Raw genomic sequence first — 20062 nt, forward strand, 5'->3', positions numbered from 1 at the left:
GTGAAATATAGTGTGAGAATTATAAAGTCGAGCAGTCTAAGTCCGGCGCTTTGAAAAGAGCCAACAATTCGTCAACTTTATTGCGTCCATTGCCGTTGCGGCTAATGGTACGCTTTACCTTGACCACGCTCAAATCTGCGCCATGATACAAACGGCGCGTTAAGGTCGTATCGTGGTTTGAGATCAATACCGGAATGCCGCGCTCTATTGCCGTTCTTTCAGCAATATCAGCCAATGCCGCTTGGTCATCCAACGTAAAACCATTGACCGCATAAGAGGTGAAATTTGCAGTATTCGACAAGGGTGCATAAGGAGGATCGCAATACACCACACAGCCCTTGCGTGCTCGACGAAATGTTTCTGTATAGCCTTCACACACGAAAGTCGCTTTCTTGGCTTTTTCAGCAAAAAACTCTAGTTCTGCTTCTGGGAAGTAAGGTTTTTTGTATGAACCAAATGGTACATTGAAGCCGCCTTTTTTGTTGTAACGACACAGGCCATTAAAACCAAAACGGTTCATATACAAAAACGCCAAAGAACGATACATCACATCGTCAGTTTTATTAAACTCAGCACGAACATGTAAATAAGCTTCTTTACGGTTATTTTCAGCAATAAACCATCGCTTCGCTTCTGAAATGTACACTTCAGGGCGTTCTTTGAGCAAGTTGTAGAGGTTAATCAGGTCAGGGTTGATATCCGCTAATAGATAATGGTCATAATCAGTATTCAAGAATATGGAGCCTGCACCAACAAAAGGTTCAACTAGCTTTCGAGCCGGTGGTAAATGACGTTGGATGTCTTCAACCAGTCCGTATTTTCCTCCTGCCCACTTTAGAAAGGCCCGTTGCTTTTTCATCTACTGCTCTATCTATCGACCAAAAATTAAGGCTGCGGAATGTAACATATTTTTCAGCGAAGCTCAGGTTTATTTCACTCGCTCGATTTCGCGATGAACTTGTCTGAGCGATTTTGCCCACGGACTCACCGACTTAACCGAACCGGGCAACTTGTTAACCGCGTCGCGAGCCAACTGTATGGTCGGATAATCTTGGTAAGTGATGATATACCACTCAATGCCACTCCGAACCGTTGGATAAATACGCACCTGATTATTCAGTTGATGCTGGTCGAGAAAGGCTTGTACTTCTTCCATTGATGTCATTGCGGCAAGCTGCAAGGTATACGCGCGTGGAGACAGTTTTTTCAACTCTTCACGAGCAAACGAAAACTTAACCACAGGCTTGCTCTCCTCCGCTTCAGGTTGTGCTGGGCTGTGAGCCGCACCGTCATTTGGCTTCACCACTTGGATGAATGGAGAGCTTGGTTCACTTGAAACCTGTGATTCTTCTTTTGTGCCGACAACGTCATCAATCGCTTGTGTATCAGCAGACTTCGCATTTCCTTCGAGCAACGCATCGACCACATTCGATTCAATCACTACTCTCTGCTGTTGATCATCACTACCAACACTGGCAACTTCATCAGTCACCGCTGGCGGCAAAGAACCTGAGTCATCAATGGCATCAGAATCATCAACACGACTTCCTAGACCATCGTCCACAGACTGTAATGTCGATTCTACGGTACTGTTTTCCGACTCTGCGAGGGTTGGGATTGCGGTTTGCTCTAAGCTGCCTGTAATGAGCTGGGCTTTATCATTAGGGCTTGGTTGATTGAACATCCACCAATAGCCACCAGCCGCAAATAATAATAACGCTAGCACCACCAGCGCAATATTCAGCGGAGATCCGACAATCGAGCGGATAATAATCCTTTTTTCCATTTTTATCCCTCCTAACGCGATGATCTCTCCCGGAACTGGATCGACTTTTTTAAATGCTTCTCGAACCCGCTTCTCGGAATCATCATCTACGTATCGTGCAACCAAGGATTCGAAGAAACGACGAGTTTCAACTTCAGATAGTACATCAATATCGAGCTCGACAGGCTTGATTTCTTGCCCATAACTGAGGCGTGACAATAGCCCTTCCAAACATCCAGATTGCGTAAACAGTAATACGTTAATAGTCCAGCTTGGCTTTTGGTGCGCCTCCAAAACTAGCATCCATAGTTCAGACACCAACGTTTCACTCAACAAATGAGCATCATCAACCACAATCACGATATCGCACGGCTCTCCCCCCAATAGCCGTGCAAGGCTATCAAGCAAAGGCTCTTGTTGATTAAACAACGCGTTTGAAACTAACTGGCTCAAAATAAGGATACGACGCTGCACATCATCTTGATTTTCATGACAAAGTAACAAGCACTGGTTCTTATTACTTGCACCCACTTCAAGGTATCGCTGTGCTAACCAAGACTTCCCATAGCCATCATGACCATTAATCGCGATCAAGTTAGAACCAAAGTTTGTCAGTAATCCCAGTCGTTCGAGTAACTCGGTTTGAGAATCTAATTCCAGAGCGTGAGCAAAACTCATCCAGTAACCTTAATGCACATCAAGAATGGCGCCTAGGGCGCCATTTCAAGGTTAAATATCGCGACCGAAGTCAATGGCTTGTTTGAGCACGTCGTGTGTCGTGTCAGCCACCACCTTAGCACTGCCAATACCTGTTGGTAAAACCAACCTTAATTGACCAGAGAGCACTTTCTTGTCTCGCATCATATGCTTGATAAAATCATCAAAGTTCATGCTGTCCGGTGTATGTACTGGCAAGTTAGCGCGGCGTAAAATCGCGACGATCCGCTCAAACTGCTCTTCCGAGATGAGACCACGCAAATGTGATACTTTGGCGGCCATCACTGTGCCAGCTGACACGGCTTCACCATGCAACCAATTACCGTAGCCAAGCTCGGCTTCAATTGCATGCCCAAAGGTATGTCCCAAGTTCAACAACGCGCGAATGCCCGACTCTTTCTCGTCCTGAGCAACCACTTCAGCTTTGATCGCACAACAACGAGCAATTGCATGTATAAGCGCCGCTTCGTCTAACGCATACAAGCGATCCAAGTTTTCTTCCAACCAGTCAAAGAAAGCAGCATCATAGATAATACCGTATTTGATCACTTCCGCGATACCAGCGGCAAACTCGCGTTCAGGCAAAGTCGTCAAGCAATTGGTATCAATAATGACCGCTTTAGGTTGATAGAATGCCCCTATCATGTTTTTCCCCAGCGGATGATTGACAGCCGTTTTACCACCAACCGAAGAGTCAACTTGTGATAATAAGGTTGTGGGGAGCTGAATAAAATCCACACCGCGCTGGTAACATGCCGAAGCAAAACCGACTAAATCGCCAATGACCCCGCCGCCTAATGCAATAATCACCACATCTCGAGCATAATTTCCCTCTAGCAAGAATTTCATCACTTGGTTAAATACATCCAAGTTTTTATATTGCTCGCCATCAGGCAACTCTAACAATGATACGCTACAACCGAGAGACTCGAGTTGCTTAAGAATTTTGTCTGCATACAAAGGGGCCACTGTGACATTACTGATCACAACGACTTTTTGTTTTGCATTTTTATTTGAGAGAACTTGAGAGAGGTACGCCGGGTCCTCAAACAACCCGGCGCCAATAGAGATTGGGTAGCTACGCTCAGCTAGATTGACCGTAATCCGTTCCATCGGTTTGCTCCAATTTAAAAAAGATACAACTTATCTCTCTTCTAGCATTTTTACGATCTGATTGGCTACCACTTTTGCACTCTGATCATCAGTGCGGACAGTGTAATCCGCTACTTCTTCGTATAGCGGGTTACGTTCGAGAGCTAATTGCTCCAATACTTCTCGCGGATTGTCCGTTTGAAGTAGAGGACGCTTCTTGTCACGGTTAGTTCGCGCAAGTTGCTTTTCAATCGTCGTTTCTAAGTAAACAACAACACCACGTGCCGAAAGACGATTGCGGTTTTCTTTACTCATTACTGAGCCGCCGCCAGTCGCAAGCACGATGCCTTGCTCTTGTGTTAGGTCTTCAAGTACCGCTTCTTCACGCTTGCGGAAGCCTTCTTCACCTTCTACATCAAAAACCCAAGAGATGTCTGCACCAGTGCGTTCTTCGATCACTGTATCGGAGTCAACAAACTCCATATGCAGTTGCTGTGCTAGATGTCTACCAATTGTACTTTTGCCGGCGCCCATTGGCCCAACAAGGAAAATATTACGTTTCTCAGCCATGTTTAGCAGTAATTTACAACATTGATTCAATAAGATCGCCACAAGAAAAACACAGCAAAGCCGCTGTTCTACAAGGCTTGTGACACCAGTTCCTCACAGATAATTCGTGATAAGACCCGAAATTATCCAAGCATGGTGCCACTATTGCAACTTTATTTTTGATTTAATCACTTTTTCCCGAGGCAGTACTACTGAATAACCACATTAGGAGTGACGAAAATCAGCAACTCACTTTTGCCTACATTCTCGTAACTTCGGCGAAAAAGAGCGCCTAATAACGGTAGATCGCCCAATAACGGCACTTTATCGACAGAGTTAGTGATGCTGTGTTGGAAAATACCGCCAAGCACCACAGTTTCACCGTTATTGACTAAAACTTGTGTCCCGATACGCTGTGTATCAATCGCAACGGCTTCACCAGTACCAGTTTTAACCACTTGTCCAGGCCTATCTTGCGTGACGCTTAAGTCCAACACTAGGCGGTTATCAGGGGTGATTTGTGGTGTAACCTTCAAACTTAATACTGCTTTTTTGAACGCCACCGAGGTCGCGCCACTGGAAGATGATTCCAGATAAGGGATCTCTGTACCTTGCTCAATATACGCTGGTTTTTTATTGGTGGTGATCAGACGCGGGCTCGAAATGATCTCTGCTTTAGACTCTTGTTGAAGAGCCGAAAGCTCTAAATCTAACAGAGTATCGGAACCTAGCTTTGCCACTTGGAAAGCAATACTGCTCGCATTCGGGCTGGTCGCGGCTAAGTTTACGTTTAGGAAGTCATCAATACCGCTGCCGCCATCTTCTCCTTCCCCACCACCGTCATAGAGCCCAATTGTTGCGAGGTTGTTTTCAATAGAGCCACCAACGGTATTATCACCATTAATGGATGTAAAGCCCCAGCGAATGCCTAGCTCGTCCATGTTGCCTTCATTGATAGTCACAATGCGAGCTTCGATTTGAACCTGTTTTACCGGAATGTCTAATGACTCAATAATTTCACGGATCACTCTAATGTTTTCTGGTAGTTCACGAATCAATAACGAGTTAGTGCGCTCATCTATCGTCATACTGCCTCGCTCTGACAACATACTGATGTTCGCTTCTCCATTGATCATCTCTGCAATATCTGAGGCTTTAGCGAAGTTTACTTTGATAATTTCAGACGAAAGCTCGCCCATTTCCTCTTCCAGTTTTTGCTTTTCTAATTGTTGCTTTTCACGCAAATCAAGTTCATCAGTAGGCGCCACCAGAATCACGTTGTTATCAACACGCTTATCCAAACCTTTTACTTGCAATATGATATCGAGCACTTGCTGCCATGGTACCCCATCAAGGCGAAGCGTTAGGTTGCCTTCAACCGAGTCAGATACCACCAAGTTAAATTGATTATAATCGGCGATCAACTGCAAGACGTTACGCACAGGAATGTCTTGGAAGTTAATCGAAATCAACTTACCTTCCTTTTCTAAGATACTTTGATCTGGCGCTTTTTCATCTGGCTTAAGCTTGGCGACTTTGATTTCCAGAAAACGGCCAGTTAGGCGATAATTGTGAGTATAATCATCATCGATATAAGCAACTAAGCGTGTTGTGGAAGTCTCACGAAATACTTCCACACTTTCAACAACGGTAGAGAAATCCTCCACGTCAAGGAGATAAAGTTGCTCGTCTTTCACTGAAGTATTAAGTAAGTCGATACTCAACCCCTCTTGCACACGCTTTATATCGACGATTGCCGTAGGTGAAGCGAGCTCGACTACGATAACCGCATCTTTGTCTTTATTGGTGCGAAAGTCGATACTCTTTAAAGCATTAGACGGTATATCTTCTGCTATAGCGACAGGGGCTAGAAGTAAAAATAACCATAAGGAGAATAGCCCGGTTAGTATCCTTGGTGTACGTGTTAATCCTTGTCTCATTTTCATTACTCAATATCAAAAATAAATGGGGCTATCTCAAAGCCAACTTAACTTTACGTTTTTGCCAACAACCTAAGCCATCGGGCAGCGTTTCATTAATCAATAAATAGGAGTGGCTAACATGGGTAACCTTGCCATTGTTGCGTCCGAGATATTGGCCCGGCTTGACTTTATACACCGTGCCATTCGGAGCTTGGACCAGCCCAGAAACCGTATTGCCCATTCCCATGACGCCTTTCAAACGTAATTGACTTAAAGGGAATTTTTCTAATTTACCGCTGCGTCGTCTGGATGGTGGCTGCCAGCAGTCTTTTCTTACCACGGGTTGAGTGGCAATTGTTGCTTCCTTAGGTAACTCAAATGGCGCACGTTGGACTTCGGGAGCGTACGCGACTGCAATGTATTTATCCGCCGGCTTGAGCTTTTCCACATCTCGTCGAGCTTGTGCTTCTATCCCTCGAATAAAATCGGTTAGTGACTCATCATTCGCCTGACAACCCATCAATAGCGCACCCACCAGTGCCACCAGCAAAGATCTACTTGTCATCTTTCTTTTCCTCTGGCTTAAACTGATAGGTATTCGCTCGTACACGGAAGTGCAGCGTTTCGCTTTCTTGACTGACTCGCTGCCAAGTCACATCTTTAAAAGTGATAATACGTGGTAGCGTTGCTATGGCCTGAGAGAACCGCCCGATATCATGAAAACCGCCCGTCAATTCAATATTTAGCGGAAGCCGGTAAAGGAAATGCTCCGATTGTTTCTCGCCCCAATCAATACGAGTAAAGGTTAATTTATTATCGATACCCAGTTCGTTAACGGAAGCCAGCATCGTCGCTAACTCTTTTTGCGCTGGCAGTTGTCGCAAGAGTAATTCGTAACGCGTCGTCAATTCATCTAATTGAGACTGCAATTGAGGCAACGCCGCAACTTTGTTCGCTTTGATCCTCAACGTAACTTTGAGTGTTTGCTCTTGCTGGATCAAACCGTTCAGCTGCTCCTCTTCTGGTTTGAGGTAAAACCAATAACCAAAACCTTGGATAAGAAGGATCAACAACGTGATGATCAACAACTGAGGTAATAACGGCCACTCAGCAATCTCATCCATCTCGAGATCTTGCCAATCAACCATGTTGCGCCTCCTCTTTCTTTTCTGCTCCTTTGAACATGAAAGATACTTTGAACGTCTGGAACTCTTTACCAAAACGCGCTTTACCATGAACAATAGAGTGCATTTCGACATCAATCAGCTTAGCGGAACGCTCCATGTTATCGAGCATGGTGGCAAGGCGAGAGGTGCTATCAGAAATCCCGGAGATCTCAATTTCTAGATCGTTCATTTTGATCTTATCTACATACACACCTTGTGGAATCGCTGAAGGCATCAAGTTCATCAACTCGGTGGTTTTATTCCGACCACCTTGTAGCCCTTCAACGACTTTTAGTCGCTCTAATATTTTGCTGTGTTCTTGTTCTGCGATTTTCATCGCTTCAATACGCTGATCGAGCTCGGTAATATAGTGAGTAAGATAATCGAGCCGCTCTTGCTGTTGGTTCTGTTGGTATGCAAAGTACTTCCCGATACCCCATTGAATGCCAACGGCGACAAATAGGCCTAAGACGATCAATCCCATGAAACGGCGTCGGTGCTCTTCTCTTTGGTTTTCCCGCCATGGAAGTAAGTTAATTCGATAGAGCACGATCGCCTCCTAGCCAGTGAATCCCGCGGATTGCGAGCCCTGCCGCTGTAGAAAAGTGTTGCCAATCTGCTGCTCGGCGCTTGCGTTTGGAGACCTTCATCTCAAACAGCCCTAATGGATTGAGCAATTCACAATCTAACGCCAGTTGCTGAGATAACTCTTCCGCCAACATAGGCGTCGAAGCCCCTTCTCCCGATAACCAGATTCCCTTGATGTTTTGCGAACCATTGATTGAAGTATAAAGTTGTATCTGACGCTTCACTCGATCCACGACTTGACGATTAAACTGCTCCGTTTTCGCCTGTGCGTCATCCGAGAGCAAATCGTCTTGAGAAGGACCAATGGCAATATGAGTCCCACAAGCAAACTCTTTATGAAATAGCTCACCTTGCTCGGTAAACATGGTAAAAGAACTCGCTAAGCTGCCAATGTCTAATAAGCCGTACTGGCTCTTATCCGGAAAACGCTCCGCTGTCAGCTTACAAATATGACCAAGACTGTGTGAGTGAACATCAACCAAAACTGGCTTTAACCCTGATTTCTGCAATGCATCGACTCGGCTTTCCACTACGTTTTTCTTGGTTGCAAACACTTGATAACTGTCTGTGCCACGTAAGCCACCTTCAGAATCCAAACGCACAAAGTCCAAGCTCAGCTCTTCAACAGGAAAAGGAGATTGATGAGAAAAAGCTTGTACCACAGCAAACTCGATTTCATTTTCAGCAAGATTTGGCTCTATTTGCAGCTTTTTGCTGATCACTGCATTGTCAGGAACGGAAATTGCGACTCTTGTCGCCCCAAAAGGTAACTCTTTTTTCACCTGTTTGAGGGTCTTGACAATTTCTTGATGATTTATGGTGTTATTTTCAGCGACAATACCTTCCTTAAGTAATATTTCTTTGTAACCCAACAGCGCATAATTGTTGCCTGTGGGTTTAAGTACTACGGCTTTGAGGCTGTTATGGCCTATATCGATGCCGGTAACGATTAGCTTATCCATCTCTACTCTCGCTCCGAAATTTCTTCGTGCAAAGGTTGTTATTAGTTCCCAAATGAGGGTTAATATCTATGTGCTAAATTTTTGATATAAGAGTACAAGGATTTGCCGTTACACAGCCTCAACCAATCAGGGATTCTCCGGTGAAGTTCATAAAGCGTTTACTATTTTTAACATTGATTTGCATAATTCTTGGAGTCACCACAATTTTTGGCTTCTATCAGTATGTGAAGCCTGAATTGCCCGATGTTGCAACTCTAAAAGACGTTGAATTACAAACACCTATGCAAGTGTTTAGTCAGGACGGGAAGCTGATCGCACAGTTTGGTGAAAAGCGTCGTATTCCTGTGACTTATGATGAAATTCCTCAAGACTTAATCCACGCGCTGATCGCTACCGAAGATAGCCGTTTCTACGAGCACCCTGGTATCGACCCAATCGGTATCACTCGTGCTGCCGTTGTTGTGGCACTTTCAGGTTCTGCCAAACAAGGGGCGAGTACGATCACGCAGCAGCTAGCGCGTAACTTCTTCTTATCTAACGAGAAGAAGATCATGCGTAAGATTAAAGAAATTTTCATTGCTCTCCACATCGAGCAGCTTTTAAGTAAGCAAGAAATCATGGAACTTTATGTGAATAAAATCTTCCTTGGTTACCGCTCATATGGCTTTGGTGCAGCCGCTCAAGTTTACTTTGGCAAAAGCCTTGGTGAGCTCACACTAAGCGAGCTTGCAACGCTTGCAGGTATGCCAAAAGCGCCTTCTACTATGAACCCGATTTACTCTCTCGAACGCGCGACAAAACGTCGTAATGTGGTTCTAATGCGTATGCTTGATGAGAAGTACATCACCCAAAAGCAATATGAAGAAACGCGCAACGAACCTATTGTCGCGAGTTATCACCGTGCCGAAATCGAATTATCAGCCCCTTACGTGGCGGAACTGGCTCGTTCATGGGCCGTAAAAGAGTACGGTGAGGAAAAAGCCTACACGTCTGGGTTGAGTATCTACATGACGGTTGATGCTAAACTGCAAGATGCCGCCAATACTGCCGTGGTAAATAATCTCTTGGCATACGATGAGCGTCATGGCTATCGCGGAGCAGAAAAAGTATTGTGGAAAGAAGAGGGGCCTGCTTGGAACTTCGAGGAAATTGAGAATCATTTGAAGCGACAACCCACCTATGGCGATCTTTATCCTGCTGTTGTGACCAAGGTTGAAGGCAAGACGGCAAAAGTTTGGGTGAAGAATAATGAAGAGCAAACCATTGCTTGGACAGGGATGAATTGGGCACGTAAGTACCTGACGGAAAACCGCCAAGGCTCAATACCAACCTCTGCGCAGGAAATTTTAGCTTCAGGCCAACAAATCTGGGTTCGTCAACTCAACGATATCGATGAAGACGGCAATACCCTCGATCGTTGGAAACTGAGCCAAGTGCCAACAGCCAACACAGCATTCGTCGCAATGAACCCAGAAAATGGTGCGATATTATCGTTAGTGGGTGGTTTTAACTTTGTTCACAGTAAGTTTAACCGTGCAACCATGTCGGTTCGTCAGGTCGGTTCTAGTATCAAGCCTTTCATTTATTCAGCAGCCATTGATAAAGGCCTCACACTAGCCACACTTATCAACGATGCTCCGATTAACAAATGGGATTCTGGCTCCGGTTCTGCATGGCGACCTAAAAACTCACCACCAACCTATGGCGGCCCTACTCGTCTCCGCCTAGGTTTAGCTCAATCGAAAAACGTCATGGCAGTACGTACGCTACGCGAAGTTGGCCTTGATGAAACACGTCAATATCTCACCCGTTTCGGTTTTGATATCAACCAAGTACCACGCTCAGAGACCATCGCTCTTGGCGCTGGCAGCCTAACACCAATGAAAGTGGCACAAGGATACTCGGTATTTGCCAATGGCGGTTATTATGTGGAGCCGTTCTACATTAAACGCATTGAAGATGCCTTTGGTAAGTTACTGTTTAAAGCGAACCCAAAAAGTGTCTGCGATAAAAATTGCCCACAAATCAACGAACAACCAGAAGATCGTTTTGTTGATGAGTTTGGTGAGCAGGATGTCATGATCGATAGTCTTGTGACGGATAACGCCTTGGAAAACGATACACCTCAATACGCCCCGCAAGTTATCTCGGAACAAAATGCATTCTTACTGCGTGAGATGATGAACAGCAATATCTGGGGGGGAGGTGACTGGCGTGAAGGCACCGGTTGGAACGGCACCGGTTGGCGAGCACAAAAACTGGGACGTCGTGATATTGGCGGTAAAACTGGCACCACCAATGACTCAAAAGATGCTTGGTACAACGGTTACGGCCCGGGTGTGGTAGCCATTTCTTGGGTAGGCTTTGATGATCACTCACGCGCTCTTGGCCGCACAACCGTCAACCCAAACTTAGGTAAGGGTCAAATTTCTGGTGCCGAATCGGGTGCGAAAACCGCTGAACCCGCTTGGATTGACTTTATGCGCGTCGCGCTGGATGACATACCTGAACAAGGAAAAAATATTCCAGATAACATCATACGTGTTCGAATTGATCGAAGCAGCGGTATGCTAACTCGTAAAGTGGATGGTACATCGATGTTCGAATACTTCGTGAAAGGCACAGAGCCAACGGAATATGTGAGTGACCGACTGGAAGAGAGTATCTACTCAACGGGGTCTGGTGGCACTGAAGAACTGTTCTAAATCTCAAGGTTGATAAAAGAGAAAAAGGGAGAGCAATGTGGCGCTTCCCTTTTTTGTCTTATGCTGCTGTCAGTGATGGATAAGAAGCCAAAATCTCTTTAATCTTCGTTGCTAATGCTTCAAACCGAGCACGCAACGGCGAACCAGGCCGATATACGAGTACGATGTTACGAGATGGTGTTGGGTTGGTCGCAGGAATATAACAAACACCATCTTTTTGCCTCTCATGCGGGACAGATAACTGAGGCAATAACGTAATTCCGGCACCAGCCGCGACCATATTACGCAATGTTTCGAGACTGGTCGCCTTAAAACGCTCATCGTCTTTTGCCCCAGCAGCAAAACAGAATCCCAGAGCTTGATCACGTAAACAATGTCCATCTCCCAGCGCTAAAACGGTTTTACCATTCAGCTCCAACATATCAATATGGTCGAGAGAGGCCCACTCATGATCACATGGCACCGCGACGCTTAACGGCTCGTTATACACTTCGATTTCTTTAAAAGGTGCCGTTTCATCAACCGAAGCCAAGACCAAGCAGTCCAATTTACCTTCTTCTAATTGACGCACCAACTGATGTGTTTGAGCTTCGTGCAGGAACAGCTCCAGTTCAGGAAATGCTTCTTTTATCTGCGGCAGTATTTTAGGTAACAAATACGGCCCAACCGTGGGAATGAAGCCAATGTGCATCGGCCCTGTCATCGTACCACTTTGGCCAGTTGCCATATCTTTAAAGGTTTTCACCTCGCTTAAGATACGTTTCGCCTGCTCCACCAGTTGCAACCCCGAGTCCGTAAATAATACCCGCCGACTGCTTCGCTCTAGAAGGGTCGTTCCGAGTTCATCTTCCAGTTTACGAATTTGTCCACTCAATGTTGGCTGGCTAACAAAACATGCTTCTGCCGCTTTGCGAAAGTGCTTATGTTCCGCAAGTGCAACTAAGTACTCAAAATCTCGAATATTCATAACTCACAATTCGCTTCTTTTAATAATAGCTAATACCTATCAAAACCATAACACCAAACGATTAGAGCTATCAAAAGATTTTTACAATAATGGGCTCAACAGAACGAAACAGAGCAAAGAAAAACGCTAAGCTCTATACGCATAATTTAAAATAGTTAAAGGAAATCATTATGTTTGTATCTAAAGAAGGTCAACAAGTCCCTCACGTTACTTTCCCAATTCGCCAAGGTGACTCTTGGATAAATGTAACGACTGATGAGCTATTTAAAGGTAAGACCGTTATCGTATTTAGCTTGCCTGGTGCGTTTACACCGACTTGTTCATCCAGCCACCTACCTCGTTACAACGAGCTGTTCCCAGTATTTAAAGAGCACGGTGTCGATGAGATTCTTTGTGTATCGGTCAACGATACGTTTGTGATGAATGCTTGGAAGCAAGACCAGGAAGCCGAAAACATCACCTTCATTCCTGACGGTAATGGTGAATTCACCGATGGTATGGGCATGTTAGTGGATAAAAACGACATCGGCTTTGGTAAACGCTCATGGCGTTACAGCATGCTAGTAAAAGATGGCGTAGTAGAAAAAATGTTCATTGAGCCAAATGAACCAGGCGACCCATTCAAGGTGTCAGATGCAGACACCATGCTGAACTACATTGCGCCTGACTATAAAACGCAAGAGTCCATCACGGTATTCACCAAGCCAGGTTGTCCTTTCTGTATGAAAGCGAAACAAAACCTGATTGACCACGGCCTTCAATATGAAGAAGTGATTCTGGGTAAAGACGCGACCACGGTTAGTCTGCGTGCTATTTCTGGCCGCACGACTGTTCCGCAAGTCTTTATCGGCGGTAAGCACATCGGCGGTAGCGAAGAGCTAGAAACGTATCTAGGCTAAGCTGTCCATAGCCTACCCCCCTCGGCCTCCGGTGCCTTTGGCTCGGAGGCCAACCTTAACTCACTTCTTCTACTAGTCTAGATAAGTAGTCGTCTACCTATAAGGTGACTCCTTATCCAGATTCAACGATCCAATTCACTCTCCAAGCTCAATGTAGCTAGCTTGGCTTAAAAACAAAAAGCGAGAGTTCACGATGAAACAAGTTAATGTCGACGTAGCGATTATTGGTGGTGGTACTGCGGGTCTTGGCGCTTATCGCGCCGCCAAAGCTCATACTAACAGCGTAGTCATGATTGAAGGCGGGCCTTACGGAACAACCTGTGCTCGCGTCGGTTGCATGCCCTCTAAGCTGTTGATTGCGGCCGCAGAAAGTGCCCACCAAATCGAAAAAGCGCCTGGATTTGGGATCCATCCGCAAGGTGAAATACGCATTAACGGACAAGAAGTCATGGATCGTGTAAAACGCGAACGTGATCGTTTTGTTGGCTTTGTGCTTGAAAGCGTCGATGATATTCCCGCAGAAGACAAGTTATCAGGTTACGCGAAGTTTGCCGATGATCATACACTTATCATAGATGACCATACGCAGGTCAACGCAAAACGGATTGTGATCGCGACAGGCTCTCGTCCTGCTTATCCAGCAGCTTGGAATGAGTTGGGTGACCGTCTCGTAATTAATGATGATGTCTTTGATTGGGATAATTTGCCTGAGTCGGTTGCGGTATTTGGCCCAGGAGTGATCGGTCTTGAACTCGGTCAAGCGTTGCACCGCCTAGGGGTGAAAGTGAAGCTCTTTGGTCTTGGTGGTCAAGTTGGCCCACTGACAGATCCAGAGGTGATGGCTTATGCAGATAAAACTTTTAAACAAGAGTTCTATCTTGATGCCGATGTTAAAGTAGAAAGCATGAAGCGCATACCGTCATCGAATGCAGCAGGCGCAGACAACGTTGAGATCCAATTCATTAACCACGACGGTGAATTAGAAACCTTTATTGTTGATTACGTTTTAGCTGCCACTGGACGACGTCCAAACGTAGATAAGCTGGCGATCGAGAACACCAATATTGTCCTCGATGAACGCGGCGTACCAACCGCAGATCACTACACATTGCAAACCTCAGTAGAGAGTATTTTTATTGCGGGTGATGCAAGTAACCAAGTTCCACTGCTGCACGAAGCCGCTGACCAAGGTCGCATTGCTGGTGATAATGCTGGTCGCTTCCCGGATATTCGTGCCGGTCTACGTCGTTCGCCAATTTCAGCCGTGTTCTCTGATCCGCAAATTGCCATGGTCGGTGAAACTTTCAAACAACTGGAAACTCGCTTAGGAAGCTGTGGTTGTTTTATCACTGGCAGAGTCTCATTTGAGAATCAAGGTCGTTCTCGCGTCATATTAAAAAACAGAGGGCTTTTGCATGTCTATGGCGAACAAGGTACTGGGCGTTTTTTAGGTGCAGAGATGATGGGTCCGAACGCGGAACACCTCGCGCATCTTTTGGCTTGGGCACATCAAAATAGAATGACGGTTTCTGAAATGCTCAATATGCCATTCTACCACCCTGTCATTGAGGAAGGCGTGCGTACTGCATTGCGTGACCTAAATGCGAAACTGCATCTTGGTCCGGAAATGGTAAAACATTGCTTAGATTGCGGCCCTGGCTGTTAACGCTTATCAATCCAAACACACGGTTTAGGGCGCAAAAAAAGCCTCGTATCAACGAGGCTTTGACAATGAAGCAAATGACTTACATCATCGCATGACGACTCACCACAATGATCGCGGTTAATCCGATAGTGAAGAAGCCACCAGCCACTCCCAATGCAAGCTTAAGTTCTGTCGACATCATTACTTTCCTATTGTTTAAGCAGAAAAGCACCATACAGCAATTACCAGCCATAATCTGCCATCCCAGCTAACTTTACAGTTTGATTTCATGCCAGTGTATCTGCACATATAGCAAGACCTATTCCTCTTCTGCTAATCTTAGACGGCGAGGAAGGGGAGATACTATGGCTTGTCGTCGCTGCCAAAAACATTGGTTTTGGAAAAAGATCGGACACTGCCAACGATGTATGGATCAACTGACGGTACTTTCCGTATTGTGTTGGATTGTTTGGTGGCTTGCATTCAAAAACGATCCACAAGGCATCGAATCGATCGCTTTGATCTTTGTCGGTTTTGCTTTCAATATTTTATTGTTTTTGCACTTATGGATGCGTTTTGTCATCTTGCCATGGCAACGTCGACGAGGACAAAAAGAGACGGGTAAAAAAGAGACGGGTAAAAAAGAGTAAAGTGACAGATAGAAAAAAGCCCCAAAACCAATATCTGTTCTGGGGCTCTCTTAGATTCTTCTAAGAAAAAGCAGTGGTACTTTAATAGACCAAGCTTTCTCTTAAAGGTTCCAAATTTTTTTGATTTTTTAGCGAATACTTATGTACGCTTATCGAAAAATCACTATGCCTTTGAATGTTAATAACATCATTTTTCTATTTCAACGCTATGCCACATGCGTCTTTTGGATCACTTGTTCCATCAAATTGATCTCAAGCGCAACTTCATCACACGCATGTTGACGTGGACACTGGTCGCAATCTTTCAGTACTTTCTCCGGCAACAGCGATTTCGATGTTGGTAAGAAGTTCTGCTTCATAAAGAACTCAGGCGTTCGCGTTAGGACAAAGACCTTTTTGATCGCCATTTGACGTGCTTTCTCAACTAAGTGATTTACGATTGCACTGCCCTGCCCTTGACTTTGCCAGCCCGCTTCGATACCAAGAGAACGTATTTCAGCGAGTCCTGAGTCATACACATACAGAGAGGCGCAACCCGTCACTTCACCATGATGCTCAGCCACCGCGAAGGAGCCAATGTCTCTCACGAGCTCATTGCGAGAACGGGGTAGATTCTCACCAAGGTTCGCCCAATAAGCCACCATCCCTTCTAACGTTTCAATGTCTGTCAAACGTGCAGGACGCACTTTCACTGCCGAGCTGTCACGCTGACTCAGACGTTTATCCGCTTGATCCACCGCATAAGCGACCTGATGAGGCGAAACCCCACCCAGCGCACAACGTTTTTCTAAACAAGACTCTATCGTCAGAATTTCATACACATCATCTTCAATCACCTCCGAGAAGGCTTTTAGCTCTTGCAGGGACAGCTCCTCCAGCGCGCAGCCTTTATCAATGGCCCCCACCACCGCAACGCCCACAATGTGGTGCGCTTCACGGAATGGGATGCCCTTCGCAACAAGATAATCGGCAAGTTCAGTCGCGTTCGCATACCCTTGCTTCGCGGCTTCAAGCGTACGCTCAGCGTTAACTTTAATGCCATCAAAACACAGCGCGGCCATTTCCATGCAGTCGTTCCATGTATCTAACGCATCAAACAACCCTTCTTTATCTTCCTGCATGTCTTTGTTGTAAGCCAATGGCAGGGCTTTCACTGTCATCATCATGCTCGATAAAGCGCCGTACACACGGCCTGTCTTACCACGAATGAGCTCAAGCGCATCCGGGTTTTTCTTCTGTGGCATTAATGACGAACCAGACGTCACCGTATCCGCCAGCTCAATGAAGTTAGACTCCCCTGAGTTGTAGAAAATCATATCTTCCGCAAGACGAGAAAGGTGCAGCATCGAAATCGAGGCCACCGACATCAGCTCCATCACATGGTCACGATCCGAAACCGAATCCAGTGAGTTACGTGTTGCGCGGTGGAAACCAAGATTATGCGCAAGCTGTTCACGATCGATAGGATAAGCCGTACCAGCCAGCGCCCCTGAGCCTAATGGACAAGTATCGAGACGTTGCAGTGCATCACTCACACGTGAATAGTCACGCTCGAACATTTCGACATAAGCCAAACACCAGTGCGCAAATGTTACAGGTTGAGCACGTTGAAGGTGGGTATAACCTGGTAGCACGGTGTCTTTGTGCTGCTTGGCAACGTACACCATTTGCGATTGTAGACGGTCTAACGCTATCAGCAGCTGCTGGCCTTGCTGACGGCACCACAGCTTTAAGTCGGTCGCCACTTGGTCGTTACGAGAACGGCCTGTGTGGAGTTTTTTACCTAAATCCCCCACTTTGCTGATCAATTGTTGCTCAACCCAAGAGTGGATATCTTCTGCTTCAGAACGAAGAATTTGATGTGGATCTTCCATCACTTCTAATTTGAGTTCGTTTAAAGCAAGCTCGAGTTTTTTCTGCTCTTCTGCCGATAATACGTCAACAGAAAGCAGTGCTTTAGACCATGCAATTGAACCTACGATGTCTTGCTCAGCCAATCGGTAGTCGAAACGCAACGAATCGTTGAACTCTTTAAACCTGGTATCTGCCGCTTGGGTAAATCTGCCGCCCCATAATGCCATTGCGTCTCTCCTGATGACTATTACTTACTCTAACGTTTTCGAATGAGTAGCAACCAATTTGATGGTCATTTGCTCACTTTTCTTATGGGTCAACGTTACGGCAATTTCGATAAAAAATAAAGTATAAATTCAATATTACTACATATATATTCAATAAGGATGCATTTGCATCTTTGTGCTTATAGACGTAAACCAACAAAAAAGACCTACTATCCAATAGCAGGTCTTTACTCAATCCGAAATGTGAAGAGATTATTTCTTCTGGCTGTTCAATGCACGGATACGACTTGATAGCGAGTAAAGACGGATGAACCCCCCCGCGTGGCTTTGGTCGTAAACCTCATCTTCTCCAAAAGTCGCGAACTCTTCTGAGTACAAGCTGTTATCAGAACGTTTTTGCGTTACCGTGGCTTGGCCTTTGTAAAGCTTAACAACCACTTCGCCATTCACGTCTTGCGCTAGCTCTTCTGAAGCGGCAAGGATCGACTTACATAGCGGCGTAAACCAACGGCCATCGTACACAAGGTGAGACGCTTTTAGACCCAGCTCTTCACGGAATTCGAATGATGACTTGTCTAGCACGAGCTGTTCAACGGCACGCAGCGCTTCCATCATGATGGTGCCCCCCGGAGTTTCGTAGCAGCCACGAGATTTCATTCCGACTAGACGATTTTCAACGATATCGATACGACCGACACCGTGCTTCGACCCTTTTTCATTTAGGTAAACCAGCGCGTTGTATGGCGTCATTGCTTCGCCATCGACTTCGACCACTTCACCTTTATCAACTTTTAGCGTGACGTATTCCGCTTCGTTTGGTGCTTGCTCTGGGTCTACAGTCCATACCCAGCAATCTTCGTTTGGTGCGTTCCACGTATCTTCTAGGACGCCACCTTCAGTAGAAATGTGCCATGCGTTTGCATCACGTGAGTAGATCTTAGTAAGAGACGCTGAACAATGAATATTACGCTCTGCTAAGTAATCCAAACACTCTTCACGGCTCACTAGGTCCCATTCACGCCAAGGTGCAATCACTTGTAGATCTGGTGCTAGTGCTGCGAATGCGCCTTCGAAACGAACTTGGTCATTACCTTTACCTGTACAGCCGTGACACAGTGCGTCCGCGCCCACTTGACGTGCGACTTCAACCTGTGCTTTAGCAATAATTGGACGCGCCATTGATGTACCCAGCAGGTACTTACCTTCGTAGTACGCGCCGGTTTTTAGCGTTGGGTAAATGTAATCCGCCACCATCTCTTCTTTCAGGTCAGCGATGTAACACTCAGAAGCACCTGAAGCTTTTGCTTTCGCTTCAATGCCTTCTAGCTCTTCTGCGCCTTGACCAACATCGGCAACGAAAGCCACTACTTCACAGTCGTAGTTCTCTTTTAGCCACGGGATGATTACTGAGGTATCTAGACCGCCTGAGTATGCGACTACCACTTTATTTACGTTCACTTTGCTCATCTTTCTTCTCCAAACTTAACTGGCGCTGCGCTCGGCGGTCAGTGCCAACTACGACTTCCTAATATTGAATTCTTTTGCTGATGCTTATTGAGGCAAAAATTGCGTGCCAATACTTTCACCAGCGAATAGCTGTACTAATTTTTCTGGGTAACGCCAGGTGGCGACTTCGATAGGACGCCCAAGATCATTGGCCGCCTCCAAAGCAGCTTTAACTTTGACGATCATACCGTCGGTGATCACATGTCCATCGATCAACATATTCGCTTGTTGTTCCGACAGGGTTTTGATCAAATGGCCTTTACCATCCAGTACACCACTCACATCTGACAACAGCACCAATTCGGCATCGAGAGCACCTGCCACCGCGACTGCGGCTTGGTCTGCATTCACATTCATCATCTGGCCATCAGTGGTTAAACCAATAGAGCTGATAATTGGCAATGCGCCTGTGTTTAGTACCGCTTGTAATAGTGTTGAATCACCCGGTGATGCTTTACCTACCGCGCCCAACTCTGGGTCAAGCTCTTCAACGAGACACAAGCCACCGTCAGCGAGACTAAGACCCACAGCATTGAGTCCATCTGCGATGGCTTGGCCTTGCAGTAACTTATTCGCTGTGCCTGCAAGCGCGCCTGCAATCACCAGAATTTGATCGTAAGGCGTTACGCGTAAACCGTTTTTCTTTACGGTTTCAAGTTGAAGCTTTGCCATCAACTCATCAACTAGATAGCCACCGCCATGAACGATGGCGATTTGTCGCTGTGCCGATTTTTGGTAAGCCGCAATGGCACCAAAAAGTTGACTTAAGGTTTGAGTGCAAGATAGAGCTGCACCGCCTAGCTTAATGACTAAAGGAGTTTGATTGGTTTGCGTCATCGCATTTCCCT

The 20062-nt window shown here is 45.9% G+C and carries 17 protein-coding genes; 4 read left to right on the top strand and 13 right to left on the bottom strand.

Translation table 11 applies throughout. The features are described from left to right. Window positions 1-19: 19 nt before the first annotated feature. From AC3D28_RS09770 to pilM, 9 genes are all read right to left on the bottom strand, one after another. A complete protein-coding gene (locus AC3D28_RS09770) occupies window positions 20-859 on the bottom strand; it encodes a Dam family site-specific DNA-(adenine-N6)-methyltransferase (RefSeq protein WP_488534641.1) in 840 nt (279 codons plus the stop codon). 69 nt (window positions 860-928) lie between these two features. Then, entirely contained in the window at window positions 929-2443 is a 1515-nt protein-coding gene (locus AC3D28_RS09775; RefSeq protein ID WP_488534642.1) for an AAA family ATPase, read from the bottom strand. A gap of 51 nt (window positions 2444-2494) precedes the next feature. Further along, window positions 2495-3595 carry a 3-dehydroquinate synthase gene (gene aroB, locus AC3D28_RS09780; RefSeq protein WP_488534643.1) on the bottom strand — a complete coding sequence of 367 codons (1101 nt, stop codon included), beginning with the start codon at window positions 3593-3595 and terminating at the stop codon, window positions 2495-2497. Window positions 3596-3625: 30 nt separating this feature from the next. Then, the gene (aroK, locus tag AC3D28_RS09785; RefSeq protein WP_098414653.1) at window positions 3626-4144 is read right to left on the bottom strand and encodes a shikimate kinase AroK; all 519 of its coding nucleotides are present in this window, start codon (window positions 4142-4144) and stop codon (window positions 3626-3628) included. Window positions 4145-4332: 188 nt separating this feature from the next. Next, entirely contained in the window at window positions 4333-6069 is a 1737-nt protein-coding gene (locus tag AC3D28_RS09790) for a type IV pilus secretin PilQ (RefSeq protein WP_488534644.1), read from the bottom strand. Window positions 6070-6094: 25 nt separating this feature from the next. Further along, entirely contained in the window at window positions 6095-6610 is a 516-nt protein-coding gene (locus AC3D28_RS09795; protein ID WP_488534645.1) for a pilus assembly protein PilP, read from the bottom strand. Then, window positions 6600-7193: a type IV pilus inner membrane component PilO gene (locus AC3D28_RS09800; RefSeq protein ID WP_098414650.1), complete on the bottom strand. Its 594-nt coding sequence runs from the start codon at window positions 7191-7193 to the stop codon at window positions 6600-6602. The genes AC3D28_RS09795 and AC3D28_RS09800 overlap by 11 nt, the downstream gene beginning before the upstream one ends. Next, complete coding sequence (locus AC3D28_RS09805) at window positions 7186-7761, bottom strand: PilN domain-containing protein (RefSeq protein WP_488534646.1); 576 nt, start codon at window positions 7759-7761, stop codon at window positions 7186-7188. The genes AC3D28_RS09800 and AC3D28_RS09805 overlap by 8 nt, the downstream gene beginning before the upstream one ends. Further along, a complete protein-coding gene (gene pilM / locus AC3D28_RS09810; protein ID WP_488534647.1) occupies window positions 7745-8761 on the bottom strand; it encodes a type IV pilus biogenesis protein PilM in 1017 nt (338 codons plus the stop codon). Before pilM ends, AC3D28_RS09805 begins: the two co-directional genes overlap by 17 nt. Before the next feature lie 140 nt (window positions 8762-8901). On the opposite strand from pilM, the gene AC3D28_RS09815 reads away from it, so the two are divergent. After that, window positions 8902-11466 carry a penicillin-binding protein 1A gene (locus AC3D28_RS09815; RefSeq protein WP_488534648.1) on the top strand — a complete coding sequence of 855 codons (2565 nt, stop codon included), beginning with the start codon at window positions 8902-8904 and terminating at the stop codon, window positions 11464-11466. Window positions 11467-11524: 58 nt separating this feature from the next. Here AC3D28_RS09815 and oxyR read toward each other — a convergent pair whose 3' ends face one another. After that, window positions 11525-12433, bottom strand: a complete 909-nt coding sequence (gene oxyR / locus AC3D28_RS09820; RefSeq protein ID WP_488534649.1) for a DNA-binding transcriptional regulator OxyR — start codon at window positions 12431-12433, stop codon at window positions 11525-11527. Between the two features lie 170 nt (window positions 12434-12603). Here oxyR and AC3D28_RS09825 point away from each other — a divergent pair, with 170 nt between their 5' ends. The 3 genes from AC3D28_RS09825 (at window position 12604) to AC3D28_RS09835 (ending at window position 15627) form a co-directional block, all read left to right on the top strand. Continuing rightward, complete coding sequence (locus AC3D28_RS09825; RefSeq protein ID WP_488534650.1) at window positions 12604-13332, top strand: redoxin family protein; 729 nt, start codon at window positions 12604-12606, stop codon at window positions 13330-13332. 193 nt (window positions 13333-13525) lie between these two features. Then, complete coding sequence (locus AC3D28_RS09830; protein ID WP_488534651.1) at window positions 13526-14998, top strand: dihydrolipoyl dehydrogenase; 1473 nt, start codon at window positions 13526-13528, stop codon at window positions 14996-14998. 344 nt (window positions 14999-15342) lie between these two features. Beyond that, window positions 15343-15627, top strand: a complete 285-nt coding sequence (locus tag AC3D28_RS09835; RefSeq protein WP_488534652.1) for a DUF3624 domain-containing protein — start codon at window positions 15343-15345, stop codon at window positions 15625-15627. A gap of 206 nt (window positions 15628-15833) precedes the next feature. Here AC3D28_RS09835 and argH read toward each other — a convergent pair whose 3' ends face one another. The 3 genes from argH to argB form a co-directional block, all read right to left on the bottom strand. Beyond that, on the bottom strand, window positions 15834-17708 hold the full coding sequence (argH, locus tag AC3D28_RS09840) for an argininosuccinate lyase (protein ID WP_488534653.1): 1875 nt from the start codon (window positions 17706-17708) through the stop codon (window positions 15834-15836). Between the two features lie 252 nt (window positions 17709-17960). After that, the gene (locus tag AC3D28_RS09845; RefSeq protein WP_488534654.1) at window positions 17961-19175 is read right to left on the bottom strand and encodes an argininosuccinate synthase; all 1215 of its coding nucleotides are present in this window, start codon (window positions 19173-19175) and stop codon (window positions 17961-17963) included. Window positions 19176-19259: 84 nt separating this feature from the next. Further along, window positions 19260-20051 carry an acetylglutamate kinase gene (argB, locus tag AC3D28_RS09850; RefSeq protein ID WP_488534655.1) on the bottom strand — a complete coding sequence of 264 codons (792 nt, stop codon included), beginning with the start codon at window positions 20049-20051 and terminating at the stop codon, window positions 19260-19262. Window positions 20052-20062: the final 11 nt, after the last annotated feature.

It is taken from the genome of Vibrio sp. TAP-3B, from assembly GCF_057784735.1.